The sequence below is a fragment of the Corynebacterium sp. genome (genome assembly GCF_022712195.1).
In the GTDB taxonomy this organism is placed as follows: Bacteria; Actinomycetota; Actinomycetes; order Mycobacteriales; family Mycobacteriaceae; genus Corynebacterium.
In genome coordinates, this window is record NZ_JALAGY010000081.1 from 26,413 (window position 1) to 51,673 (window position 25,261).

Annotated in this window: 24 protein-coding genes and 1 pseudogene; 19 read left to right on the forward strand and 6 right to left on the reverse strand. The window is 70.1% G+C overall.

Annotated elements, in window-relative coordinates:
• Positions 1-3: 3 nt before the first annotated feature.
• Complete coding sequence (locus tag Q0A34_RS10640) at positions 4-960, reverse strand: ABC transporter ATP-binding protein (RefSeq protein WP_291479974.1); 957 nt, start codon at positions 958-960, stop codon at positions 4-6.
• Positions 961-1,362: 402 nt separating this feature from the next.
• Here Q0A34_RS10640 and Q0A34_RS10645 point away from each other — a divergent pair, with 402 nt between their 5' ends.
• A complete protein-coding gene (locus Q0A34_RS10645) occupies positions 1,363-2,346 on the forward strand; it encodes a DUF559 domain-containing protein (protein WP_291479975.1) in 984 nt (327 codons plus the stop codon).
• 109 nt (positions 2,347-2,455) lie between these two features.
• Here the strand turns inward: Q0A34_RS10645 and clpB are convergent, their stop codons facing one another.
• Positions 2,456-5,047 carry an ATP-dependent chaperone ClpB gene (gene clpB / locus Q0A34_RS10650; protein ID WP_291479976.1) on the reverse strand — a complete coding sequence of 864 codons (2,592 nt, stop codon included), beginning with the start codon at positions 5,045-5,047 and terminating at the stop codon, positions 2,456-2,458.
• Positions 5,048-5,236: 189 nt separating this feature from the next.
• On the opposite strand from clpB, the gene Q0A34_RS10655 reads away from it, so the two are divergent.
• Positions 5,237-6,448 carry a hypothetical protein gene (locus tag Q0A34_RS10655; protein ID WP_291479977.1) on the forward strand — a complete coding sequence of 404 codons (1,212 nt, stop codon included), beginning with the start codon at positions 5,237-5,239 and terminating at the stop codon, positions 6,446-6,448.
• A gap of 15 nt (positions 6,449-6,463) precedes the next feature.
• On the opposite strand, the gene Q0A34_RS10660 is transcribed toward Q0A34_RS10655, so the two are convergent.
• Positions 6,464-7,354: a carbon-nitrogen hydrolase family protein gene (locus tag Q0A34_RS10660; protein ID WP_291479978.1), complete on the reverse strand. Its 891-nt coding sequence runs from the start codon at positions 7,352-7,354 to the stop codon at positions 6,464-6,466.
• A 36-nt stretch (positions 7,355-7,390) separates the two neighbouring features.
• On the opposite strand from Q0A34_RS10660, the gene Q0A34_RS10665 reads away from it, so the two are divergent.
• The 15 genes and pseudogenes from Q0A34_RS10665 (at position 7,391) to Q0A34_RS10730 (ending at position 21,918) form a co-directional block, all read left to right on the forward strand.
• Positions 7,391-8,866, forward strand: coding sequence for a SulP family inorganic anion transporter (locus tag Q0A34_RS10665; protein ID WP_291479979.1), 1,476 nt, complete (start codon positions 7,391-7,393; stop codon positions 8,864-8,866).
• Positions 8,867-9,026: 160 nt separating this feature from the next.
• On the forward strand, positions 9,027-9,350 hold the full coding sequence (locus Q0A34_RS10670; RefSeq protein ID WP_291479980.1) for a hypothetical protein: 324 nt from the start codon (positions 9,027-9,029) through the stop codon (positions 9,348-9,350).
• On the forward strand, positions 9,350-10,753 hold the full coding sequence (locus tag Q0A34_RS10675; RefSeq protein ID WP_291479981.1) for an alpha/beta hydrolase: 1,404 nt from the start codon (positions 9,350-9,352) through the stop codon (positions 10,751-10,753). Before Q0A34_RS10670 ends, Q0A34_RS10675 begins: the two co-directional genes overlap by 1 nt.
• Positions 10,754-11,896, forward strand: a complete 1,143-nt coding sequence (locus tag Q0A34_RS10680; protein WP_291479982.1) for an NAD(P)-binding domain-containing protein — start codon at positions 10,754-10,756, stop codon at positions 11,894-11,896.
• A gap of 54 nt (positions 11,897-11,950) precedes the next feature.
• A pseudogene (locus tag Q0A34_RS10685) lies at positions 11,951-12,217 on the forward strand (LLM class flavin-dependent oxidoreductase); the annotation flags it as partial.
• A 46-nt stretch (positions 12,218-12,263) separates the two neighbouring features.
• The gene (locus Q0A34_RS10690) at positions 12,264-13,700 is read left to right on the forward strand and encodes a recombinase family protein (protein WP_291479983.1); all 1,437 of its coding nucleotides are present in this window, start codon (positions 12,264-12,266) and stop codon (positions 13,698-13,700) included.
• A gap of 181 nt (positions 13,701-13,881) precedes the next feature.
• Positions 13,882-14,094, forward strand: a complete 213-nt coding sequence (locus Q0A34_RS13740; RefSeq protein WP_007321352.1) for a hypothetical protein — start codon at positions 13,882-13,884, stop codon at positions 14,092-14,094.
• A 351-nt stretch (positions 14,095-14,445) separates the two neighbouring features.
• Positions 14,446-15,858, forward strand: coding sequence for a Rep family protein (locus Q0A34_RS10695; RefSeq protein WP_229119931.1), 1,413 nt, complete (start codon positions 14,446-14,448; stop codon positions 15,856-15,858).
• The gene (locus Q0A34_RS10700) at positions 15,855-16,442 is read left to right on the forward strand and encodes a hypothetical protein (RefSeq protein WP_068256103.1); all 588 of its coding nucleotides are present in this window, start codon (positions 15,855-15,857) and stop codon (positions 16,440-16,442) included. Before Q0A34_RS10695 ends, Q0A34_RS10700 begins: the two co-directional genes overlap by 4 nt.
• Complete coding sequence (locus Q0A34_RS10705) at positions 16,439-17,725, forward strand: relaxase/mobilization nuclease domain-containing protein (RefSeq protein ID WP_138175222.1); 1,287 nt, start codon at positions 16,439-16,441, stop codon at positions 17,723-17,725. The genes Q0A34_RS10700 and Q0A34_RS10705 overlap by 4 nt, the downstream gene beginning before the upstream one ends.
• A complete protein-coding gene (locus Q0A34_RS10710; RefSeq protein ID WP_007321357.1) occupies positions 17,676-18,218 on the forward strand; it encodes a hypothetical protein in 543 nt (180 codons plus the stop codon). Before Q0A34_RS10705 ends, Q0A34_RS10710 begins: the two co-directional genes overlap by 50 nt.
• Before the next feature lie 87 nt (positions 18,219-18,305).
• Positions 18,306-18,674, forward strand: a complete 369-nt coding sequence (locus Q0A34_RS10715; protein ID WP_007321358.1) for a metalloregulator ArsR/SmtB family transcription factor — start codon at positions 18,306-18,308, stop codon at positions 18,672-18,674.
• A complete protein-coding gene (locus Q0A34_RS10720) occupies positions 18,671-20,638 on the forward strand; it encodes a cation-translocating P-type ATPase (protein ID WP_068256101.1) in 1,968 nt (655 codons plus the stop codon). The genes Q0A34_RS10715 and Q0A34_RS10720 overlap by 4 nt, the downstream gene beginning before the upstream one ends.
• A 12-nt stretch (positions 20,639-20,650) precedes the next feature.
• Complete coding sequence (locus Q0A34_RS10725; RefSeq protein WP_007321360.1) at positions 20,651-20,953, forward strand: hypothetical protein; 303 nt, start codon at positions 20,651-20,653, stop codon at positions 20,951-20,953.
• Between the two features lie 143 nt (positions 20,954-21,096).
• Positions 21,097-21,918, forward strand: coding sequence for an LLM class flavin-dependent oxidoreductase (locus Q0A34_RS10730; RefSeq protein WP_291479984.1), 822 nt, complete (start codon positions 21,097-21,099; stop codon positions 21,916-21,918).
• A gap of 18 nt (positions 21,919-21,936) precedes the next feature.
• Here Q0A34_RS10730 and Q0A34_RS10735 read toward each other — a convergent pair whose 3' ends face one another.
• A complete protein-coding gene (locus tag Q0A34_RS10735; protein ID WP_291479985.1) occupies positions 21,937-22,569 on the reverse strand; it encodes an SRPBCC family protein in 633 nt (210 codons plus the stop codon).
• Complete coding sequence (locus Q0A34_RS10740) at positions 22,566-22,955, reverse strand: metalloregulator ArsR/SmtB family transcription factor (RefSeq protein ID WP_291479986.1); 390 nt, start codon at positions 22,953-22,955, stop codon at positions 22,566-22,568. Before Q0A34_RS10740 ends, Q0A34_RS10735 begins: the two co-directional genes overlap by 4 nt.
• 102 nt (positions 22,956-23,057) lie before the next feature.
• Between Q0A34_RS10740 and Q0A34_RS10745 the strand changes: the two genes are divergently transcribed.
• Positions 23,058-23,984 (forward strand): exodeoxyribonuclease III, encoded by a 927-nt coding sequence (locus Q0A34_RS10745; RefSeq protein WP_291479987.1) that lies wholly within the window; start codon positions 23,058-23,060, stop codon positions 23,982-23,984.
• 18 nt (positions 23,985-24,002) lie between these two features.
• Here Q0A34_RS10745 and Q0A34_RS10750 read toward each other — a convergent pair whose 3' ends face one another.
• Entirely contained in the window at positions 24,003-24,296 is a 294-nt protein-coding gene (locus Q0A34_RS10750) for a hypothetical protein (RefSeq protein ID WP_291479988.1), read from the reverse strand.
• Positions 24,297-24,354: 58 nt separating this feature from the next.
• Here Q0A34_RS10750 and Q0A34_RS10755 point away from each other — a divergent pair, with 58 nt between their 5' ends.
• Positions 24,355-25,026 (forward strand): GyrI-like domain-containing protein, encoded by a 672-nt coding sequence (locus Q0A34_RS10755; RefSeq protein WP_291479989.1) that lies wholly within the window; start codon positions 24,355-24,357, stop codon positions 25,024-25,026.
• Positions 25,027-25,261 lie beyond the last annotated feature (235 nt).

The window sequence follows — 25,261 nt, forward strand, 5'->3', positions numbered from 1 at the left end:
CTTTCAGACGGAGGAGTCGGTGCCGGCGATCTTGCTGAAGACACGTTCGAGGCTGGCAGGGCGGGCGGAGAAGTGGCCCAGGGAGACGTTGTTGGCGGCGGCCCAGTCGAGCAGGCGGTGGGTGTCCTCCTGCAGCCGGGAGGTCTCGATCCGCAGACGGTCACCGTCCCTGGTGACCTGCGCCCCCGGGAACGCCGGGAAGACGTCCTGCGTGCCGCCGTCGGACAGTCCGGGTTCAGGGAGGGTGAAGCTGATCTCCGCACCCTCGGTGGCGGCGAGGTCGTCCAGCCGTCCCTCCACGGCGATGACACCCCGGTTCATGATGGCGACCCGGTCGGCGAGCCGCTCCGCCTCCTCCAGGTAGTGGGTGGTGAGGATCATGGTCACCCCACGGTCCTTCAACGAGGACAGCAACTCCCACGTCCGGCTGCGTGACTCCGGGTCGAGACCCGTGGTCGGCTCGTCGAGGATGATGATGCTGGGGTCGTTGAGAAGGGCGCAGGCGAGGTCGAGCCGCCGCTGCTCACCACCGGACAGGGAACCGACGCGGACGTCGGTGCGGTGCGCGAGGTCCACCTCGTCGAGAACCCCGTCGACGGGCAGCGGGGTCGAACAGGTACCGGCCCACATGCGCATCGTCTCAGCGACGGTGAGCTCCTTGGGCAACCCGCCGGACTGCAGCATGATGCCGAGTTCGGGACGGATCAGCGCACGGTCGGCGACAGGGTCCCTGTCCAGGACGCGGACGGTGCCGGCCGTCGGGGCGGCGAGCCCCTCGACGATCTCGAGGGTGGAGGTCTTGCCTGCTCCGTTGGTACCGAGCAGGCCGTAGACCTCGCCGTGGTGTACGTCGAAGGAGACGCCCTTCACGGCGGTGTAGGAGTCGCCCTTCTTCTTCGCCTGGTAGGTACGTGTCAGGTCGTTGACGCTGATGGCTGGTGACTTGGTTGTCGTGGTCATGACACCGATCTTCCCGGGTCCGCACCGGGGCGGGTAGAGGGGTTTGTCACCGCTTCCGGCGCGGATGTCACCGGTTCCGGGTGACAGATGTCATCCGCTCTCATCCGCACCGCAAAGCCCCTGCCCCGCCCCTGCCCGTCGGAAATCACCACCGGCCCGGGTACGCGAACGGCCCGGATCGTGTGCCCAGGATGGTGGCCATTCCCGGGGGCTGTGGACAACCCGGCGGCCCTCCTGCCCCGGTGGTGTTAGATCGGACCCATGGGGACACAGTTCGGGGGACACCACTGGAACACGGCCGTCCGGCACGGGCGCATCAGACCGGGAAGGGGGCCGCTGTTCACCCGGCGCGTCTACCCGTCGCGGACACCGAGACTACGCAGGGAGGCACTCTCGTCCGGCGTGCCCCGACGCACTGCCGACAGGTGGGACGCGCCGGTCCGGGGCGTCCTGCTGCCGCCGGCTCCGACAGCAGCGGGGATGGACGGGCACCGCCTCGGCCCCGACGGGTGGAGCGGGTGCGACCCCGACCCCTACCGGTGGGACATCCTCACTCGACTGCGCTGCCACTGGCTGCTGGCCCAGAACTGCGTGGGAGCCGGCTGGTGCGCGGCGGCCGCACACGGCCTGCCCTACTGGGCGGACGGCGAACCGGTCCTGCTGCTGTCCCGCACGCTGCGCCGCAACCCGACCACCCCGGGCGGTGCCGTGTTCCGCAGGCTGCGGGACGGCCAACCGACCGTGAACGTCGACGCCCGGTTCCCCGGACTCCACGTCGTGGACGCCCCGACGGCCGCCGCCCAGTGTGTGGCGACCATCCTCGCCGGAAAGAAGACCTGGTGGACGCCCGGGGTACCGGGGCTGCCCGACGAGGAGGTCCGCGCCGCCCAGTTCATCGACGCGTTCCGCCAGTGCACGACCCTCACCGCCGGCGACTTCCTGACCGGGGCGAGGCACATCGTGGACCGACGCCGGTTGACGAGACTCCTCGAGCTCAGTGACGGAGGAGCGCAGTCCCCCATGGAGACGGTCCTGCGGCTCGTCGTCCGGGACGAACTCCCCGCGCACTGCGCCTGGACGTCCCAGGTCACGATCTCGTTGGAGGACGGTGGGACGCTCGACGGGGAGGAGGAGCGGCACTTCCGCGGCAGGCGGACCACACCGGATCTCGTCTGCCGTGAACTGCAGGTGGCGCTCTACTACGACGGCAGGCACCACGCGGGTGCGGAACAGCAGGAGACCGACTTCCGCCTGTACCAGAAGCTCAAGACCCTCGGGTGGGAGGCGGTGCGGGTCAACAAGGAACTCCTGCGCGACCGGGAGGAGATGCTCGACCATGTGCGGCACGCCGTCGCCACGGCCCTGCGCCTGCACCCGGGGCACTGACACCGCCCCTGACACCGACACAGAAAGGCACCGCCCTGGGCACGCGATCAGGGTGTGATGCGTGTCCGGGACGGTGCCTTTCCCAGTGTTCCGGTGGGGGCGCGAGGAACTACGCCTCGTGCGCCACCGGCTCGATGTCCAGCGCGTCGGCGGTGGGGTCGGCGACCCCGTCCACCCGCGGCACGTCGACCTTCACGGTGTCACCGTCGCGGACCTCGCCGGCCAGGAGCTTCTTCGCCAGCGCGTCGCCGATCGCCTTCTGGATCAGCCGGCGCAGCGGACGGGCACCGTAGGCCGGTTCGTAGCCGCGCTCGGCGAGCCACAGCTTGGCGTCCTCGGTGACCTGCAGGTCCAGGCGCCGGGCCGCCAGGCGTTCGGCGAGCTGCGCGACCTGGATCTCCACGATGGAGGTCAGCTGCTCGGCCGACAGCGAGTCGAAGATGACCACGTCGTCCAGCCGGTTGATGAACTCCGGCTTGAACGCCGCCTTCACCGCGTTCATCACCTGCTCGTCGGTGCCGCCGGCGCCGAGGTTCGAGGTGAGGATCAGGATGGTGTTGCGGAAGTCCACCGTCCTGCCCTGGCCGTCGGTCAGGCGTCCCTCGTCCAGGACCTGCAGCAGCACGTCGAAGACATCCGGGTGCGCCTTCTCCACCTCGTCGAACAGCACCACCGTGTACGGGCGACGCCGCACCGCCTCGGTCAGCTGGCCGCCGGCGTCGTAGCCGACGTATCCGGGGGGTGCACCGACCAGCCGGGCCACGGAGTGCTTCTCGCCGTACTCGGACATGTCGATGCGCACCATGGCGTGCTCGTCGTCGAAGAGGAACTCCGCCAGCGACTTCGCCAGCTCGGTCTTGCCCACTCCGGTCGGCCCGAGGAAGAGGAAGGAACCGGTCGGACGGTCCGGGTCGGCGACACCGGCGCGGGAGCGCCGTACGGCGTCGGACACCGCGGTCACGGCCTCGTCCTGGCCGACGACGCGCCCGCCGAGGACCTGTTCCATGGCCAGCAGCTTCTCGGTCTCGCCCTCCAGCATCTTGCCGGCGGGCACTCCGGTCCACGCGGAGACGACCTCGGCGATGGTGTCCGGGGTGACCTCCTCGGTGAGCATGCGCTGTTCCTCGGCCTGGGCCGCCTCGTACTCGGCCTCGCCGACCTGCTTCTCGAGCTCCGGGATACGGCCGTAGCGCAGTTCGGCGACACGGGCGTAGTCGCCGTCGCGCTCGGCGATCTCGGATTCGGTGCGGAGGTTGTCGAGCTCCTCCTTCAGTTCACGCAGCCGGTCGATGGACCCGCGCTCGTTCTCCCAGCGGGCCATGAGCCCGTTGAGCTTCTCGCGCTCGTCCTCGAGTTCGGCGCGGAGCTTGGCGAGGCGTTCCTTGGAGGCTTCGTCGGTCTCCTGGCTGAGCGCCATCTCCTCGATCTCGAGGCGTCGGACGATCCGTTCGGAGTCGTCGATCTCCTCGGGGCGTGAGTCGATCTCCATGCGCAGCCGGGACGCCGCCTCGTCGACAAGGTCGATGGCCTTGTCCGGGAGGAACCTGCTGGTGATGTAGCGGTCCGACAGGGATGCGGCGCTGACCAGCGCGGAGTCCTGGATGCGGACGCCGTGGTGGACCTCGTAGCGTTCCTTGAGGCCGCGCAGGATACCGACGGTGTCCTCCACCGACGGCTCGCCGACGTAGACCTGCTGGAAGCGGCGTTCCAGGGCGGCGTCCTTCTCGATGTACTTGCGGTACTCGTCGAGGGTCGTCGCACCGACGAGGCGGAGTTCACCACGGGCGAGCAGGGGCTTGATCATGTTGCCCGCGTCCATCGCGGATTCACCGGTGGCACCGGCGCCGACGATGGTGTGCAGCTCGTCGATGAAGGTGACGATCTCGCCCTCGGCCTCCTTGATCTCGTCGAGGACGGCCTTGAGCCGTTCCTCGAACTCGCCGCGGTACTTCGCACCGGCGACCATGGAACCGAGGTCGAGGCTGATCAGCTTCTTGCCGCGCAGGGACTCGGGGACGTCGCCGGCGACGATGCGCCGGGCCAGCCCCTCGACGATGGCGGTCTTGCCGACACCGGGTTCACCGATGAGCACGGGGTTGTTCTTCGTGCGGCGGGACAGCACCTGGACCACGCGGCGGATCTCCTGGTCACGTCCGATGACCGGGTCGATCTTGCCTTCCCGGGCCCGTGCGGTGAGGTCGGTGGAGTACTTCTCCAGCGCCTGGAACTGTCCCTCCGGTTCCTCCGAGGTGACCTTGCGGTTGCCGCGGACGGACTCGAAGGCGCCGCGGACGGCGTCGAAGGTGCCGCCCCGGGCGTGCAGTGCCTTGGCCGCCTCGGAGTCTCCCTTGGCGATGCCGGCGAGCAGCACCTCCGTGGAGACGTAGGTGTCGCCGAGTTCCTCGGCGAGTTCCTGGGCGGCGGTGAGGGCGTTGAGTGCGTCCCGATTGAAGTTCGGGTTCGCCAGGCCGGAGCCGGAGGCCTGCGGGTAGCCGGCGACGAGGTCGCGGGCGTCGCGCAGGACGTCGTCGGCGTCGACGCCGGCCGCCTGCAGGACGGGACGGGCGATGGAGTCCTCCTGGTCGAGGATCGCCACGAGAAGGTGGGCCGGACGGATGTCCGGGTTCCCGTTGGCGCTCGCCGACTGCAGTGCAGCCTGCATCGCCTCCTGGGTACGGGTGGTGGGTGTGAATCCGCTCATCGTCAGTCTCCTGTTCTGCGTGTGCGTGCCGGAATCTACTTTAGCGCGTTCGTGTCAACTTTCGCTTACGGTCATTCCAACGCCGCCAATGTTGAGTCTGTTCCACTCAACCACGGTACCCGGGTGTGATGTGCATCACTTTTTCCGCCCTGCCGGGAAGGACCCCGCGGACGTGTCACAATGGTCCCCATGACAGACGAGAGGGGACGCGCCGCCACCGACCTCGCCGAGCTGGGCTCGCTCGAGTCGACGGTACGTGCCGCGCGCCGACGCATCGACAACATCACCGCACGCGCCCGGGGCCACCTCACCGCACTGGCCTCCCCGCTCACACCCGAGCACTCGCCGTCCACCGCCCACGGCACGGTCCTGCCGCCGTCACCGGTGCCTCCCGCGATGCTGCGGCGGGCCGTCCTGTACGCCTCGGAGGGGATCGACGACAACCAGGCGGAGTTCACCGCCGAGCACACCGCCTACCTCGCCGACCTCGGGCGGGACCTGCGCAAGTACGGGGTCACCGTGACACACTACGAGGCCGCGGCCGCGGCGGCCGGCCGCGCACTCTGCGAGGAGTTCGGCGTCCCCTACCCCGGGGTCGACCTGACCTACCGGCGTGCCGCCGAACTGGGCATCCCGGACGGACTGACGGAGCTCCTGCAGGTCGTCGACGACGCCGTGCGCATCGTCGCCCTGGGGGCCGTCGAGGACGACGAGGCCGGCGTCCCGGCGAGCCTGTCGGCGACGGTGCTCGAGGTACTGCACCGGACCGCGCAGACCACCGTGGTGCGGCTCCAGGCGTCCTCGCCGGAGACCGGCTGGGCGGGGCAGGCACTGGAGGTCCTCACCCCGTCCGCACCGGAGGTCTGGCACCAGTACGCCTCGGCGCTGCCGCCGAACCCGGCCGGCTACCTCGAGTTCCACTGCCCCGCGTCCGCCGGTGAGCCCGAGGTCGGCGAGACCTGGGTCGTCGCCAACCCGACCGGCGGCCTCGGCGTCCCCACCGGCGCCGACACGCCCGCCGCCGTGGTCATGATCGCCCTGAACACCGGCCTCGCGGCGCTGCGCTCTCTGGTCCTGGACGTCGCCACCATGGACGACCCGCCCCCGGTCCACCTGTTCTGGGGCACCGACAGCTCCCGGGACCTGCACAGTCTCAGCGACCTGCGGGGGCTCGAGAGCGGGTTCCCGTGGCTCACCTTCACCCCCGTCGTCGCCGACGAGGACCACTGCACCGCCGCCGAGGCGGCTCTCGCCCACCCGTCGGCCCCGTCGCTGGCCCCGCCCCACCGCGACGGCACCTTCGTCCTGGTCTCCGGTGAAGACCCGGCGTCGGTCGGGGCCCAGGTCGGTACCCTCACCGACGCCGGTGTCGACCCGGAACAGATCATCGCCGAGCCGTGACGGGGCCGGTGTCCGTCACGCGCCCGTGCGGCCGATCTCCACGTCCTGCCGGTGCCCCTTGAGCACCGGCAGTCCCTTGCGCACCTTCTCCACGTGGTTCGGGTCGATGTCGACCATGAGGATCTGCGCGACGTAACCGGTCTCCGCCAGCCGTGCGCCTCCGGGGCTGACGATCACCGAGTGCCCGATGCCCGTCGGGCCGTCGTTCTGCCCGTAGCGGTCCGGTGAACCGGGGCGCGCCTGACCGGCCGCCACCACGTAGCTGGTGGTGTCGAGGGCCCGGGCGGCGGTGAGGGTGCGCCACTGGTCGAGCTTCCCCGGGCCGTCCGTCCATGCCGTGGGCACCACCATCACCGTGGCGCCCTCCTCCGCCAGCGCGTAGAAGTGGCCGGGGAAACGAATGTCGTAGCAGGTCGCCAGGCCGATGGTCACCCCGTTGATGTCGTAGGTGACCCGCCGGGTCCCCGGCTTGACCGTGTCGGACTCGCGGTACCCGAAGGCGTCGAAGGTGTGGATCTTGTGGTAGTGGTCGGTGCCCTGCGGCCCGGTGACCAGCAGGGTGTTGTGGACGCGACGGAACTTGTTCGCCTGCCCCGACCCCTCCACCGGTTCAGTCTGCGCCTCCCCGGAGGGCAGCCGGTACACCGTGTCGGCGGGCGTGAACATCCCGACCACCGCGGTCGTCCCGGCGTCCTTCGCCGCCTTCTCGACGGCACGGGCGAAGGGGCCGTCGAGCGGCTGGGCGATGACGTCCAGCCTTCCCGCGTCGAAGGGGAACATCGCCGCCTCGGGGAAGACCACCAGGTCAGCGCCGTTCTCGGCGGACCCGGCGATATAGGATCTGATCTTCTCGAGGTTCTTGTCGACGTCCGGCACGGAGTTCATCTGGATGACGGCGATGCGCATGCTGCCAAGGGTACGTGACCGACCTACGATTGTCGGGTGAGTTCTTCTGCCGCCGAACGCTCCCCGGCCCGCGTCTCCGACGCACTCAGGAGCCCCCGACTGCTCACCGTCGAGATCCTCGGTGGTCTGGTGACGGCCTTCGCCCTCATCCCGGAGTCGCTGAGCTTCGCGATCGTGGCGGGACTGGACCCGATGACGGGCCTGTACGCGGCGTTCACCATGGCGTGCGTGACCGCGGTACTCGGCGGGCGCCCGGGCATGGTGTCCGGCGCGGCGGGCTCGATCGCCCTGGTGATCTTCCCGGTGGCCCGCGACCACGGGGTGGAGTACCTGCTGGCCACGGTGATTCTCGGTGGTGTTCTGCAGATGGTCATGGGCGCCGTGGGGGTGGCGAGGCTGATGCGGTTCATCCCGCGGTCGGTGATGGTGGGCTTCGTCGACGCGTTGGCGGTGCTGATCTTCTCCGCGCAGCTGCAGCACCTGGTCGGGGTGCCGTGGCTGGTGTACCCGTTGACCGCTGCCGGGCTGCTTGTGATCGTCCTGTTCCCCCGGCTGACCACGCACTTCCCTGCCCCGCTGGCTTCGATCCTGTTGATCACCCTGGCTGTGGCGGTGTTCAGCTGGGATGTTCCGACGGTGGGCGACCAGGGGGAGCTGCCGTCGTCCTTCCCCGGGTTCGGTGTGCCGTCCGTCCCGTTCTCGGTGGAGACGTTGGGGGTCATCGCACCGTATGCGGTGGCCCTGGCCCTGGTCGGTTTGCTGGAGTCTCTGTTGACGGCGAAGCTTGTCGACGACCTGACCGACACGCACTCGGACAAGACCCGGGAGTCGCTGGGGCAGGGTGCGGCGAACGTGGTGACCGGGTTCTTCGGTGGCATGGGCGGCTGCGCGATGATCGGGCAGACGATGGTGAACGTGAAGCAGGCCGGCGCCCGGACGCGGATCAGCTCATTCCTGGCGGGGGCGTTCCTTATCGTCCTGTCGGTGTCGTTGTCGGACCTGGTGGGACAGATCCCGATGGCCGCGCTGGTGGCGGTGATGCTGGTGGTGGCGTTCACCACCTTCGACTGGAACAGTGTGCGTACCCTGCGGGTGATGCCGCTGTCCGAGACCGTGGTGCTGCTGGTGACGGTGGTGTCCACGGTGGTCACGGACAATCTGGCGGTCGGGGTGGTGCTGGGTGTCGTCACGGCGATGGTGGCGTTCGCCCGGCGCGTGGCGCACCTGACCAGGGTGGTGAGGGTCGGCGACCCGGGCAGTGGCCGGTACCGGGTGGAGGGCCAGCTGTTCTTCGCCTCGTCGAACGACCTGGTGTACCAGTTCGACTACGCGGACGACCCGGACGAGGTCACGGTGGACTTCTCGGGTGCCACGGTGTGGGACTCCTCCACGGTCGCGGCACTGCAGGGGGTGCGTGAGCAGTACGCACGGCGGGGGAAGTCGGTGAGGTTCACGGGTCTGGACGCCACGAGCCGGGCGTACATCGAGAGACTGGAGGGGCGCCTGGGCTGACGGCGCGGGACGGGTTGTCCACAGGCCGGCGCGGACCGGTGGCCGAATCCGACGGAAGTTGTCCACAGGTTCGGCTGGTCCGGACGCCGTCCTTCCGCCGTGCCGTCGGGGTGTCGTAGTCTCCGTGGACCACAGTTCACCGGATCGTCCAGGAGGCAGCATGACAACCGTGTTCGGTATCCACCCGTCGCAGGTCAGAGACACCGCCCGCGGGTTGGAGGTGCAGGCGTCCGCGGTGGAGGAGACCGCCGGGACACTGCCGGCGGCGGTACCTCAGGCGGCGGCCCTGCCGGGTGGTCGTACGGTGGCGGCGCTGGCGGAGGGGGCCCGCCGGGTCGCTGACGCGGTGGGTGGTGAGGCCCGGGTCCTGGAGGTCATCGGCGGGGACCTGCGTTCCTTCTCCCGGGCGGTGGAGTCCGCCGAACTGGACGCCGCGGCGTCCCTGTCCACCCCGGCGCAGGACGCACAGCGGGGTGGACGCTGATGGACGTCCACGACCTCGCCGCGGCGCCGGTGGAGGCGGCCGCCGACGCCGCCGAACAGTGGTCGGAGGTGGCGCGCGGGACGGAGTCGTCGGGGACGGCGGTACGCGGGCACGCGGAGCTGCCGGGGTGGAGCGGCACGGCGTCGGACGCCATGCGCCACCGCCTCGACAGTTCCGGGAACCGGCTGCTCGCCGTGTCGGTGGCCGCCCGGTGGGCAGGCGTGGTCCTGCGCAACCATGCCGCGGTGCTCGCCCGGCTCAGGGCCCAGGTCGCCCCGATCCTGACGATGTCCCTGGCGACGGGGATGGTGGTCTCCCCCGACGGGACGGTGACCCCTCCGGTCGCGTTGCCGCCGTGGACGGTGCAGGCTGCGGCTGCGTCACTGGTGCTGCACGCCTGCCGTGCACTCGCCACCACACTGGACGAGGCGCCGGCGTCGGTGGTCTCGGCGGTGTGCGCGGTCCGGGACGCCCCGGTGGTGGACACGGTGTTGGTCGCCGGGGACCGGGGGATCTCGGTTGCCGGTGCCGCTGTGACCGAACTCCTCGCGGACCCCGCGGCCACCGCTGCTGCGGTGACGCTGCCTGCCGGGACGGCGGACGGGCCCCGTGGTTCGGCGTTGCGCGAGGCCGTGGTGGCGGCCCGCCGCGAACTCGCCCTCCGCGGGCTGGACCCGGACGCCGTCGGGGTGGCCGTGGAGCTGGTCGGCGGGGAGCCGACGGTCGTCGTCGGTGACATCCGGACGGCCGACAAGATCTCCACGCTGGTCAGTGGGGTCGGCTCGTCCTCAGACGGGGCTCTGGTGGGCTCCGCCGGGGGCGCCGGACGCATCGCCGGTCCCGGGCACGCGGTGGTCACCTGGCACGGCTACACCGCACCGGGGTCCGTCAGCCACGGGATGAACCCCTCCTTCGCCGGTGTCGGGGCGCCGGCACTCCGGGAGTTGCAGTCGTCGTTGCGGGACACGTCTGCCCGGGGCACCGAGCTCCAGGTCGTGGCCCACAGCTACGGAACCACCCTGGTCGGTGCCGCCGCCCGTGACCCGTCCGCACCTCTGGCCGCGGACACGCTGCACCTGCTCGGCAGTCCCGGTGTCGGGGTCCAGCGTGCCGACCAGTTGCACGTCGACGCCCTGGACGGGCGTGCGGAGGTCCACACCTGGCGGGCACCCGGCGACCTCATCGGTGCGGCGGCCGGGAGCGCGGGTGGCGTGCACGGGGTGGACCCGACGGCCGCGGGGTTCGGGGCGGACTCGGTCAACGGGGTCGACGCCGACCGACGGGGTGGTGCCGTCGGACGTATCCTGGAGCGCATGACCGACGGCTACCTGTGGTTCCGGGGTGAATGGGACTCCCACAGCAGTTACCTCTCCGACGACCACGTCCTAGGACAGGTGCGCTGAATGTACTCGGTGGTCATCGTCGGTGCCGGTCAGGCGGGACTCGCCGCCGCCCACGCACTCGTCCGCCGGGGGTTCACCCCGGGCCGGGACATGCTCGTCCTCGACGGCAACGACGGCCCCGGCGGCGCGTGGCGGCACCGGTGGGACTCGCTGACCCTGGGGCGCGCCCACGGCATCGCCGACCTGCCGGGGATGCCGATGCCCCGGCCGGGTGCGGGCGTCCCGGCGTCCGAGCTGGTGGCGGAGTACTACGGCTCCTACGAGGACACCTTCGACCTACAGGTCGTCCGCCCCGCCCGCGTCATCCGCGTCGACGGCGACGGCGACACGCCGGGGCCGCTCACGGTGACGGTGGTGGCGGACGGCACGTGCACCCGCCTGCGGACCAGGATGCTGATCAGCGCCACGGGCACCTGGACCCACCCGTACATCCCGTACATCCCCGGCATCGACAGGTTCACCGGCCGTCAGCTGCACACCGTGGACTACACGCGTAAGGAGGACTTCGCCGGGCAGCGGGTGCTGGTGGCCGGTGGTGGTCTGAGCGCCGTCCAGTTCCTGCTGGAGCTCAACGAACCCGGCGGGGCGGCGTCGACGGTGTGGGCGACGCGCCGCCCGCCGGGCTTCGTGGACCGGACCTTCAGCAACGACGACGGGGCCTGGGGGCGGGACGTGGAGCGCCGGGTCCGGGCGGACACCGAGCGTGGCCGACGGCCGGCCTCGGTGGTGCACAACACCGGCATCCCCGCTCTGCCGGAGTACCTGGATGCGGTGGCGGCGGGCACGCTGGTCTCCCGCGGCATGTTCACCCGCATCGACGACTCGGCGGTGACCTTCGGCGGCGCCGACCCCGCCGACGGGAAGGAGCTGGTGCAGCCCGGCAGCTGGCGGCCCTTCCCCGCGGGGCACCGGGAACCGGTGGACGTGATCTTCTGGAACACCGGCTTCCGGCCGGCGTTGAACCACCTGTCGCCGCTGCACCTGCGCGAACCCGGTGGCGGGATCACCGTGGTCAACGAGGTGGAGGTGGTGCGCGACCGTCGCGTGCTCCTCGCCGGGTACGGGTCGACGGCCTCGACGGTGGGGGCGAACCGTGCGGGGCGCCTTGCCGGCCGGGTCGCCGCGGAACGCCTTGTGGAGTGACCGGAACTGCCATATAGTTGACATGTCAACTACTACTGTCCGCCAGGAGACACCATGAAGGGCTTCGGCTTCCTCAGTTTCGGCCACTACGACCTCGGAGCATCCGGACGCTCCACCCCGGGCCGCACCATGCCCGGCGCGAAGGAGAACATCAGGAACGCGGTGGAGATCGCCGTCGGCGCCGACGAGATCGGCGTGAACGGCGCCTACTGGCGCGTGCACCACTTCGCCCCGCAGCACGCCGCACCCATGCCGATCCTCGCCGCCGCCGCTGCCAGGACCAGGCACATCGAGGTCGGAACCGGGGTGATCGACCTGCGTTAGCGCATATCGTGGTTACAACACTCGTCCACGTAAGCTTGGTTGCATGGTCGAACTGGTAGCGCTGAGGAAGACGAACGAGGTGGCGGCCTACGTCCGCGCCTCCATGGACCGCAAGGGCGACCGCTGGACGGTCGATACGCAACTGAGGAAGATCAGGGCACTGGCCGAGGCCAAGGACTGGACCGTGGTCGAGGTCTACGAGGACAACGCGGTGTCGGCGACGAAGAAGCGTCGAGCTGGTACCCGCTGGGCCGAGATGCTGGACGACGCCCGAGCAGGTCGGTTCTCGATGGTCGTCGCCGTGGACATGGACCGACTGCTGCGGAGCACGAAGGACCTCAACACGCTGATCGACCTCGGCCTGCGCGTCGTCACAGTGGACGGCGAGATCGATCTCTCGACAGCAGATGGAGAGTTTCGGGCGACGATGCTCGCAGCACTCGCCCGGTTCGAGGCACGGCGGAAGGCGGAGCGGCAGATCAGGTCGAACGAGCGCCGACGTGCCGAGGGCATCCCCGCGTCCACATGGAAGGCGTTCGGCTGGACGAGGGAGGGCGAAGTGATCGAGGAGGAGGCCGCCGCCGTCCGGCGGGCCTTCGACGCGTTCCTCGGCGAGCCATCGCTGTCGATCCGGCGCATCCGAGAGGACCTGAACAACGCCGGTCATCTCACCGCGCGCGGGTCCGAGTTCTCCGTCGATGCCGTGCGGTACCTGCTGGCGAACTCGCTCTACGCTGGCTTCATCCGCCACTACAAGACCGGCGAGCTGTACCCGGTGCAGGGCGAGGCGTTCCCGCCCATCGTCGGCGAGCAGACGTGGCGGGCCGCGGTGGCGAAGCTGGAGGACAACGTGCGGAGGTCGGCGAGGCAGGGCAATCAGCCGAAGTACCTCCTGTCCACGATCGGCCTCTGTGGGAAGTGCGGCGCGACGCTCGTCTCGGGGACAAATAGCCGCAAGCAGCCGACGTACCGCTGTGGCGAGCAGTTCCACCTCACCCGCCAGCGCAAGCCCGTCGATGCGATGGTCACCGAGGCGGTGCTCACGCGCCTGTCGTCCGTGGACGTGCACGACCTCGTGATGCCGCAGGAGGACGACGGGCCGGATCGCGAGGAACTGCTGACCGAGCGGAACGCCCTGGTCGAGCGTGTGAAAGAGCTGAGCCCGCTGCTGCGCGACATCCATCAGCCGGTCCTGGAGATCACCGCGGCGATCAACGACGTGAAGGCCCGCATCGATGAGATCGACACGGAGCTGCTGGACCGCTCGGTGTCGGTGGCGGCGAAGCTGCTGGCGGGCGTGGAGGAGGCGGTCGGCACCGCGGAGCGTCGTGAGGTCGTCGAGTCGAAGTGGAAGGCGTTGGACATGGACCGTCGCCGGATGCTCGTGGACGAGCTGGTGACGGTGACCATCGAGCCCATAATGCCGGGTCACGTGAAGTTCGACCCCGATCTCGTGCGGATCGAGCCGAGAAGCGACTGACTCATGACTCGACTCGTCATTGCACTGGTGAGTCGAGTCATGGGAGAATGGTTGCAGACAAGAAGATCCCACCGGGGCCGCGACTTAGAAGCGCGGGGTTCTGCTCCCGGATGAGTAGCCGGTCAAACAGCCCAATTACCGTGGCGGGGAACCGGAAGATACTCATGTCTGAGGACTTCCGATGTCTGTCGTTATCGACGTCCCCCGCGCATCCGCGCTCGACCACCCTCGCCTCGATCAGGGCTCCACTCCTTCGCCGCAGGCAGACGGCCACGATCCCGTCATCGCCGCCGCCCGTGCCGCTGGCCGCCGAGCCGGTGAGCGCCTGGCACTCACTCCGCTGACCCCGCGCCAGCGCGCCGCCGTTGCCTCTGTGATGGGTGGTGGTCGCTGATGTACGCCGACGCACGCAACCTCAGCACCGCTCCCACCGACCTGACCCCGCCCGGAGGGCCTGGCCTGGCACCCGCCGAAGGCGGGCTGCCCGTCGTCGTGATGACTGCCCGTAGCCGTGCTTCGCACTCCAAGAGTTACGAGACCCTCATTCGTTCCTACGGGCGCGGCAAGGGCTTGTCGATTGCCGCGCCATGCAACAACGTGCCTGGTCAGCAGCCGGTTCCGCCCTCGCTCCGTCGCGTGGCCTCGTGGGATCATTTTGGGTCTCATTTGGGGGTCAATAGGGGGTCATTTAGGCGCCGCACTCCCTCTGAGACCCTCCGCGCCGCCCGCGGCGGGGGTGGTCGCCGTGGCTAAGCAGGAGAACAACCCGACGAGCATCGGGCTCACGCAATACCTCGATCCGTCGTACTGGGCCTGGGCTGCCGAGGACCCGAACGGGGCCGCGCTGCTCCAGCAGGGTGCCGAGGCGATCCTCGCCTACGTGGTGCAGCGGCTCGAGGCCACCGGCTGCGAGGTCGTCGAGGCCTACGGCATCGTGCACGACAAGGACGAGCGCGAGGTCTGGAGCGACACGGAGAAGGCCCTGGTGGTCGAACTGAAGCCCGAGCACCTGCACGCCGTGATCAAGTTCGCCAGCCGTGCGAAGAGTGCGCCGCTGGATCGGCTCGCGTTCGGCATCGGTGTCGAGCCTCAGTACGTCGAGAAGCCTGGCCGCGGGCGGTACGCCTTCGACAACATGCTGTCGTATCTGACGCACGTGAAGTACGCGGACAAGCACCAGTACGCGCCTTCGGAGGTTGCCACGGTGCGCGGGCCTGAGTATCTCGGGATCGACGCCCAGCGCCGGGAGACGTGGCTGAAGGGCCGCGCCCACGTGAAGAAGAAGGTCGTCGCCGAGAACTTCGAGGACATGCGGGAGCGCGTGCTCCAGGGTGAGATCACGCGGGATCAGATCATGCTCACGGACGAGCTGTTCGACATCTACTCGCGGCATCAGCGGGAGATCGACGACGCGCTGTCGGCCTACGGCCAGCGTCGCGCATACCGGGCAGCGGCGAAGCTCCGCGCCGGTGAGTTCTCGACGCACGTGGTGTTCGTCCATGGGGATGCCGGGATCGGTAAGACCCGGTTCGCCACGGACTTCATCACCGAGGCGATCAACGCGGCGAACGCGCACGGCGAACGGTGGCAGGTCTACCGGGCTGCGACGGGGAACCCGCTTGATGACTGGCGAGGCGAGGAGGTGCTGCTGCTGGACGATCTGCGGGCCTCGGCGATGGATGCGAACGACTGGCTGCTGCTGCTTGATCCGTACAACGCCTCGCCTGCGAAGGCTCGGTACAAGAACAAGGGCGAGGTGGCCCCGCGGCTCATCGTCATCACGGCGACGATCGAGCCTGTCGAGTTCTTCTACTACGCCCGCCAGAAGGGCAACGTGGACGAGGCGCTGGACCAGTTCATCCGCCGCTTGGCCTCGGTCGTGAAGGTCTATCGTGCCGACGACATCAATCGTTACCTCGTGCAGCACATCGGGAAGATCGAGCCCTACGAGTGGCACCAGTGCAGCATCCCGACCGCCGCACACACGCCCGGCATGTACGGCAACGCGTATCACCAGAACGTCGGGTCGCGGGAACTGACCTACGGTCCGGAGACCTCGGCGGAACATGACGCGGAGGGCGCGGTTGCTGAGCTGCTGGGCGGGCTCGCGGTGCGGAGCCCTGACGTGCCGCTGGCGCTGATCGGAGGTGCCGCATGAGCACCGAACGCGATGCGCTCTTCCAGGGGGTCGAGGGGGCCGGAGGCCCCTCGCAAGCAGCCGGGGAGGACATGAGCGCCAGCGAAATGTCCGACACGGCTACTGCTTGCCACTCTGGCGTACAGGTGGAGCAGCAGACCGACTCCCAGGTGAACACCGGTCGGACTGATGCGGAGGCTGTGCGGCAGAGTCACGGCGGCGCGAAGCGTCGTGGGGGCCGCGCGAAGCTCGATACCGACTTCGGAGAGGAGACGCTCATGGCGCTTCGCACTCGTGCGAAGCGGCTCGGGCTGGCTCCGAGCACGTGGGTGCGGACCGTCGTGCGCGATGCGCTCCATGCCTCTCGGAGCGAGGAGCTGGACGCCGCCGTGGCCGCGCACCTGCTCGGGGTCGAGGAGCGCGTGCAGGCGTCTGCTGATGCTCGGGAGCTGGCCGCCCAGGTGCGCCCGCTCGCGATCAACGTCAACGACCTGGACCGCCGTGCTCGCGCGGGTGAGCCGGTGGCGCTGTCGGCGGAGGTGCCCGAGCTGATCGAGCTGCTGCGCGAGGTCCGCGCGCTGCTCGGGGATCGGGCGGCCTCATGAGCACGACGCATTACAGTCCGAGCGCCAGCGCCGCCGACACCGAGCGCTACATCCGTGGCAAGGAGGACGAGCGGGGCGTCGCGATCACGTGCGACGTGCCGGGAGGCCCCGGCGCGTTCTCGGCGCGCGCTCGGGCGCTCACGCAGAACACGACGCGCGAGGTCGAGGCGCTGCACTACCGCCAGTCGTTCAGCGACGAGGAGTTCGACCCGAAGAACCCCGAACACGTGCAGCGGGTGAACGATCTGGGCTACCAGCTCGCGAAGAAGATGCACCCGGATTCCGACTGCCTCATCGTCAGTCATGTGGATGGGCGGGGAAAGAAGCCGCACAACCATATTTTGGTCCTCAATCACAACAACCGCACGGGAAAGGCGCTCTCGGACTACCGCACGTTCCACGACCGCAAGGCCGGGAATCAGAAAGGCGTGCAGTCGGCGAACGACGAGCTGATGCGCGATCACGGCCTCTCGGTCGTGAAGCGTCTGGAGCACGCGCCGAAGGACTGGGAGCTGCGCCGCGAGGACTTCGCCGAGGGATCGCTCGATCGCGAGATGGGCGACCGGATGAGCGCTGCCCTGACCGATCCCCGCGCGGTGGACAAGGCCGGTCTCGAAGCGGTGATCGACGAGCAGAACCAGCAGCTCGGCGATGACGGGGAGAGGGTGCCGCGGATGCGGCTGCACAGCCCCGTCAGCAAGAAGGGCAAGCGCGCCGGGCAGGAGACCTGGACGCTCTACATCGAGGACCGCCGCGGCGAGTCCGGGCGCGCCGAGCGCCGCAAGCGCGCGAGCGCACTCTCGGCGGACTTCACCCCGGAGGGCGCGCAGGCGTTCTTCGACTACCACCAGCAGCAGAAGGAGCAGGAACATGAGCGCAGCACTCGACAGGCTGAAGCAGCAGAACGGGCCCGTGCAGTCGCCGCCGCCGCTCGGCAGTCCGGAGACGATGGAGCTGTTGACCTCGATCCTCGCCGCCGTCGAGGCGCAGAATACGAGGATCGCCACGCTGGCCGAGCAGCAGAAGAAGCTCGCGGGGTTCGTGAAGGTCATGGACGAGGAGACGACGAGGCGGCTGGAGCGGATCACGGCCCCGGCGTCGACCTCCTCGCCCTCCAGCGACGTGTCCGCGAGGATCGCGAGTATCGAGAGCAGGCAGAACGAGATCGCGAGCACGCTCGGCGAGTTCGCGCAGAGTCTCAACGGCGAGAGCTTGAACGCCGCGTCGCGGAGCTTGGTCGCGGAGGCGCAGAAGAATCGCGCGGCTACGGCCTCGGCGATTGAGGGGCTCAAGGCGCAGGCCGCGGCGAACCAGAAGCTCTTGAGCCAGGTCGGCGGCGCGGTGCAGCGGATCGAGAAGCGCACCGAGGAACGGGTCGAGAAGGCCGTCGAGCAGGTCGCCGGGGAGGCTTCGACCACGATGACCGCGAACCTCGATGCGTCGAACGAACGGGCCGAGCGGATCATCGCGGCGACGGCGAAGCTGGAAGCGCGTCAGCTCTGGTCGGCGGCCGCGGCGATGTGCCTCGCCCTCCTGCCGGTGGTCGTGGTCGTCGCCGGGCTTTGGATGGGTATCGCCGGGCTCATCACCGGCGCTCAGTGGGCGCTGGACGTGGACGGGAGCGTGTGGCTCGGCATCGGGCGGTGGCTCGCGGTCGGCGCTGGCCTTGCCGGGTCCGGCTACGGGCTCTTCGCGTCCGTCCGGTGGGCCGCCGGTCTCGTGGAGACGTGGAAGGGTCGCGGGATGCCGACGTGGCCGAGCTGGCGCAAGAGGTGACCGTGATTCCCGAGGGCAAGCGCGCGGAGCGCGTGCGGCAGCCCTGCAACTGGACGATAGGTCAGCACACACTGTATAGTTCAGTGCATGCTGACTATTGCTTCGCGCCTCGACGTCATGAACCGGCTGGGCCGGGCCATGGCGGACCCGACGCGCTCCAAGATACTGATGTCCCTGCTCGACGGCCCGAGCCACCCCGCCGTGCTCTCGCGCGAGTTGGGGCTGACGCGGTCGAACGTGTCGAACCACCTAACCTGCCTGCGCGACTGCGGGATCGTGGTCGCCGAGCCCGAGGGCCGCCAGACCCGCTACGAGATCGCCGACCCACACCTGGCCGCGGCGCTGACGGCGCTGGTGGACGTGACGCTGGCGGTGGACGAGAGCGCGCCGTGCATCGACCCGCACTGCTCGGTGCCCGGTTGCTGCGCCGCGACAGGCTCGGAGGACGCTTCGTGAGCGCGGCCTGCGGCTGCGACGAGCCGGCCGCCAGCGCCGCCGAGGAGGTGGAGGAGGAGGCCGAGCGCCCGTGGTGGCGCGACCCGGGCCTGGTGGTGCCGATCCTCTCCGGCGTCGCGTTCGGCATCGGCCTGTTGCTGGAGTGGTTGGGGCTGCACGTCGCGGCGCTGGTCGCGTTCTGGGCGGGCCTGCTGCTGGGCGCGTACACGTTCGCGCCCGGCGCGCTGCGGAACCTGTTCGTCAAGCGGAAGCTGGGGATCGCGCTGCTGATGACGATCAGCGCCGTCGGCGCGGTCATCCTCGGCTACGTCGAAGAGGCCGCCGCGCTGGCGTTCCTGTACTCGATCGCCGAGGCCCTGGAAGACAAGGCGATGGACCGCGCCCGCGGCGGCCTGCGCGCGCTACTCAAGCTCGTGCCGGAGACCGCCACCGTGCTGCGCGACGGTGCCTCGGTCGAGATCCCGGCGAAGGAGATCGCCGTCGGCGACGTGCTGCTGGTCCGCCCGGGCGAGCGGGTCGCGACCGACGGCCTGGTCCGCGTTGGCCGCTCCAGTCTGGACACGTCGGCGATCACCGGCGAGTCGATCCCGGTCGAGGTCGCGCCCGATGATGCAGTGTCGGCGGGCGCGATCAACACCGCCGGAGTCCTGGAGGTCGAGGCGACCGCGGCGGGCACCGACAACTCGCTGACCACCATTGTGGAGCTGGTCGAGCAGGCCCAGGCCGAGAAGGGCGACCGGGCCCGCATCGCCGACCGGATCGCCCGCCCGCTGGTGCCCGGCGTGATGGTCCTCGCCGTCCTTGTCGGCGTGCTCGGCTCGCTGCTCGGCGACCCCGAGACCTGGATCACCCGCGCCCTGGTCGTCCTCGTCGCCGCCAGCCCGTGCGCGCTGGCGATCGCGGTGCCCGTCACCGTGGTCTCCGCGATCGGCGCGGCGACGAAGTTCGGCGTCGTCATCAAGAGCGGTGCCGCCTTCGAGCGCCTCGGCGGCATCCGCCACCTCGCCGTCGACAAGACCGGCACCCTGACCCGCAACCGGCCCGAGGTCACCGCCGTCGTCGCCGCCGACGGGTTCGACGACGCCCAGGTGCTCGCCTGGGCAGCGGCCGTGGAGCAGCACTCGACGCACCCGCTCGCCGCCGCCATCGCCGCCGCGGGCCAAGGAGCGCCCGCCGCGCAGGACGTGACGGAGGAGGCCGGGCACGGCATTGGCGGCATGGTGGACGGCCGCCGGGTGACGGTGGGCAGCCCCCGCTGGATCGACGCGGGGCCGCTCAAGGCCCGGGTCGAGGACCTGGAGGCCGAGGGCCAGACTTGCGTGCTCGTGGCCGTCGACGGCGAACTGGCCGGGGCGATCGGCGTCCGCGACGAGCTGCGCCCCGAGGTCCCCGAGGTCGTGCGCACGCTGCGGGCCCAGGGCGTCGAGGTGAGCATGCTCACCGGCGACAACGCCCGCACCGCGCACGCGCTCGCGCAGCTCGCTGGGATCGGCGACGTGCACGCCGAGCTGCGGCCCGAGGACAAGGCCCGCATCGTCGCCCAGCTCTCTAAGGCCTCGCCGACGGCGATGATCGGCGACGGCATCAACGACGCCCCCGCCCTGGCCGGTGCGACCGTGGGCATCGCGATGGGCGCGACCGGATCCGACGCCGCGATCGAGTCCGCCGACGTCGCCTTCACCGGTCACGACCTCGGCCTGATCCCGCAGGCTCTGCGGCACGCCCGCCGAGGCCGGGCGATCATGAACCAGAACATCGTGCTGTCCCTGGCGATCATCACCGTGCTGCTGCCGCTGGCCATCACCGGCGTGCTCGGCCTGGCCGCAGTCGTCCTCGTCCACGAAGTCGCCGAGGTCGTCGTCATCGCCAACGGGCTGCGCGCCGCGCGTGCCCGCAAGAGCCAAGCGGCGGCTGCGTCGCCTGAGACGGCGTCACCGGCCGCGGTCCGCGCGGACAGAGCCTGAGAGGAGTGGATCGTGGAGATCACGTTGCAGTACTTCGACGGGTGCCCGAACTGGGAGGTGCTCGACCGGCGGCTCACCGAGGCCCTCGACGGCCGATCGGACGTCCGCGTCGTGCATCAGCGAGTCGAGACTGCCGAGGACGCCGCCCGCCTCGGGTTCCACGGGTCCCCGACCGTCCTCATTGACGGCTCCGACCCCTTCGCCGACGAGCACACGCCGGTGGGGCTCGCCTGTCGAGTGTTCCGCACTCCTGCCGGGCTGGCTGGTTCGCCCACCGTCGATCAGCTGCGCGAAGTACTCGATGCGCCTCTATGAGGGTGGAGCACCGCCGGGTTGCGCGATCATCGCACCGACGCTCAGCGCAGGAAGAGCCGCCTTCATCGAAAACCAGCCAGGATTGCCGTCAACGTTGTGCTGTAGAGCGCGCCGACGCTGACAACAAGTGCTACAACCCAGGCATGCGCTACGAGAACCCCCTCCACCTGGCCGAGGAGGCGGCCCAGCTCGACCTGCTCGCCGACGGCAGGGTCGCCCTCGGCGTCTCCCGCGGATCGCCCGAGCCGGTGGACCGCGGCTACGCCGAGTTCGGCTACCACCCGGAGGCCGACGACCCCAAGGGCGCGGAGATGGCACGTCAGAAGTTCGACCGCTTCATGTCCGCCGTCGACGGCGAAGGGATCGCCACCGCACTCCCCCTCGACCAGCAGTACCCGCGGATGTACCAGCCGAATGCACAGGTGCCGGTGATGCCCACGTCACCGTCTCTGCGTAGGCACGTCTGGTGGGGCGCCGGCTCGCGGGACACCGCCGTCTGGGCTGCACAGAAAGGCGTGAACCTGATGAGCTCGACGCTGCTGACCGAGGCCAACGGGGACGAGTTCTCCGACCTCCAGGCCGACCAGCTGCGGCTGTTCCGGCAGGCGTGGAAGGATGCCGGGCACCCGTGGACCCCGCGGACCTCGGTGTCCCGGTCGATCTTCCCGATCCTCTCGGAGACCGACCGCCGCATGTTCGGGTCCGGCGACGACGGCGGGGTCGGCTACATCGACGACGGCACCGCCACCTTCGGCAGGACCTACGCCGACGAACCGGACCGGCTCATCGAGCAGCTGCAGAAGGACGCCGCGGTGACGGAAGCCGACACGCTGATGCTGACGATCCCCAGCCAACTGGGCGTGGACGCCAACCTGCGGATCCTCTCCGCCTTCGCCGAACACGTGGCCCCGGCGCTGGGGTGGGAGCCGAACACCGCCGGCCCCGTGCAGGGCTACCCGCTCTGAGCCGGTGGCCCCGGCAGGTCACCGTCCGCTGACGTCGGGGGCGAACTGCGCCAGGGAGATCTCGGTCGCCTGTGCGAGTTCCTCCCCGGTCGCCGTGCCGGACGCCTCCACGGCGGCGGCCCACTCCCGGACCGACGCCCCGGAGAACTCCTGGACCTCCCGGGACGCCGCCATCTCCGCCGGGTCGCCGATCGGCTCGCCGCCGAGATACAGGGCGAGCCCCATCAGGGCCCCGTCCCAGCCCGGGCCGACCCACAGCGCACCCGCCCCGTTCTGCGCGATCTCGACGGGGACGTTGTGCGCGAGCTCGAGCTGTGTACGCCCACCGTCAGCGACGAGACGCAGTTCGACGATGCTGGTCGGCCCGCCCCAGCTCACCCGCAGCAGTTGCGGCGGGTCGCAGGCCAGGATCTCCCCGGCGGCGTTGCCCTCGGCCTCGAAGGTGCCGCCGACGCGCAGGTCTCCGGTGACCGGCATGAACCAGCGTGCGATCCGGTCGGGGTCGGTGAGGGCGTCCCAGACGTCCTCGGGCGGGGCGTCGTAGGTACGGCGCAGCGAGACGCCGATGCGTTCACCGGTCGCACCGTCCTCCGGGAGCCGCGAGACGGCGCGTGCGATGGCGGCGATGTGGGTCGGGATGTCGATGGTCATTGTTGATCGGTGTCCTCTCGGTCGGCACGGGTGGTGCCGGGGTTGTCCGGCCCCTGGGCGCGGCGGCGTTCACGCCTGCCGCGGGCGAGCTCGGTGGACAGGGCGTCCAGGTGCTGATCCCACAGTCCACGGAAGCGGTCGAGCCAGGCGTCGATGTCGCGGAAGGCGCCGGGGTCGACGGCGTAGAGCCGCCTGGTCCCCTGGGGCCGCACCGTCGCGAAACCGCTCTCCCGAAGCACCCGGAGATGCTGGGAGACCGCCGGCTGGGAGATGCCGAACTCCTCCCGGACGGTGGCGGTCACCGACCCGGAGGTCAGTTCGCCGTCCGCCAGTAGTTCGAGGATGCGCCGGCGGACCGGGTCGCCGAGGATGTCGAATGCGTGCACCACCCCATTAATACAGGTGCGAGTTATATAAGTCAACAGCTATACAAGGGTGCGTCGACGACGCCCGACCCGTGCCAGGGCCCCGGAATGTAGCCTCAGTGCATGCTCCGCATCGCCACCGCCAACGTCAACGGGATCCGCGCCACCCACCGCCGGGGGTTCGCCGACTGGCTGTCCACCCGTGACTGCGACGTCGTGGCGCTGCAGGAGGTGCGGGCGCAGGCCGACAAGGTCCCGGCCGGCGCCTTCGGCGACTACCACGTCGCACTGGAGACCGGGGACGTCCCGGGGCGGAACGGGGTCGCCGTGCTCACCCGGCGGGAACCCGACGCGGTGCGCAGCTGGGGCGGCACCGCCCTGCTCGGCGAACCGGGGGCCGGCCCCGACGACCTCCGTCCGGTCCCCGCACCCGACCACGTGGCACCCGCCCGCGAACTCCGGGCGTTCGCCGACCAGGGACGCTACCTCGAGGTCGACCTCGCCGACCTCCCCGTCACCGTCGCCAGCCTCTACCTCCCCAAAGGCGGTCTTCCCGCCGAGCTCCAGCGGCCGGGACGGATGCGCGAGGCCCCCGACGGGGGCGCCCGCTACAGGCGCAAGATGGCGTTCATGGCAGGCTTCTCCCGCTACCTCACCCGCACCCGGCGCGCAGCCACGGCGGCGGGGAGGGAGTTCCTGCTCATGGGGGACCTCAACATCGCGCACACCCGTCAGGACCTCGCGGCGTGGCGCCGCAACCAGAACAACGACGGCTTCCTGCCGGAGGAACGTGACTGGTTCGGCAGGCAACTGTCCCCCCGCACGCTCGTCGACGTCGTCCGGCACCTGCACCCCGACGACGACGGACCGTACTCGTGGTGGTCGTGGCTCGGCCAGTCCTTCGCAAAGGACGCCGGCTGGCGGCTGGACTACCACCTCGCCACTCCCCGTCTGGCACGTGCCGCGGTGTGCGCCACCGTCGACCGGGACCACCACGGCGTGCGGCTCTCCGACCACTCCCCGGTGGTCGTGGACTACGACCTGGCGTGACCGACCCTGCTCCGGAGTTCAGCGGCTCCGTCGCCACCGACGCAGGTTGTTCACCGTGAAGTTCCGGGCGGCGAAGAACCGTGCGACCTCGAGGACGGCGGCGGGGTCGGGCACGAGGTCGATCCCCAGCGGCCGTGCGATGTCCTGACCGTGGACGATCACCTCACCCAGCCACGCGGCGTGGTCCTTGCTGGGCGCCACCGTGTTCCCGGTGACGGCACGGAAGTTCGCGAGGGTCTCCGCCGGCGTTCGGCGTGGATCAGCGTCCAGGCGCCTTTCGTGTCCACGGGTATCCTTACGCGGTACAGGCATGGTCTCTGCCCTCCACCGGCAGTCTAGCCGTCACCACGTCAGCGAGAGGCCCGATTCCTTGGCAACCCTGGACCCCGGCAAGGACACCAACAAGGTCCCCGACGGCGCCCCCAAAGTCGACCTCAAGAAGACGCTCGACACCTTCCGCGCCCCACGCGGCGCGTTCCGCGTCGTCGAGGTGCCGACGTTCCGCTACCTCATGGTCGACGGGCACGGCGACCCGAACACCTCACCCGCCTACGCCTCGGCCCTGGCATCGCTCTACCCGGTGGCCTACGCGATGAAGTTCGCCAGCCGGCGCGTCCTGGGCCGCGACTACGTCGTCCCGCCGCTGGAGGGACTGTGGTGGGCGGAGGACATGGCCGCGTTCACCACCGCCCGCGACAAGTCACGGTGGCACTGGACGATGATGGTCATGGTCCCGGAGTGGGTCGGACGCGACCTGTTCGACGCGGCCGTGCACCGGGTCGCGACGACGAAGGCACCGGACCGGCTGGCCGACGTGCGCCTGGAGGAGCTCTCCGAGGGCCTGTGCGTGCAGACCCTCCACACCGGTTCCTTCGACGACGAGGCCGGGGTCCTGGAACGGATGCACCGGGAGTTCCTCCCCTCCCACGGACTGCGCCTGGCCGGGACCCACCACGAGATCTACTTCAGCGACCCGCGCCGCACCGCACCGGCGAAGCTCCGGACACTGCTGCGCCAGCCGGTCGCCCCGGCACACCGGTGACCGCACGCGGCCTCCCGACCCCGTGCCGGGGAGTTGTCCCGGGGAGTCGTCCGGGGAGTTGTCCCGGCCCGGTGCACGCCTCCGGGCCGGACGCGTACACCTGCCTGGAACTGTTCCGGGGCATCTCCGGTATGACTGGACGGCATGAACTCCAGCGCCTCGCCCGACCTGCGGACCACATCGACCCGCCGCCACGGCCACACCGTCCGGGAGCACCACCTCACCGCACCCCTGG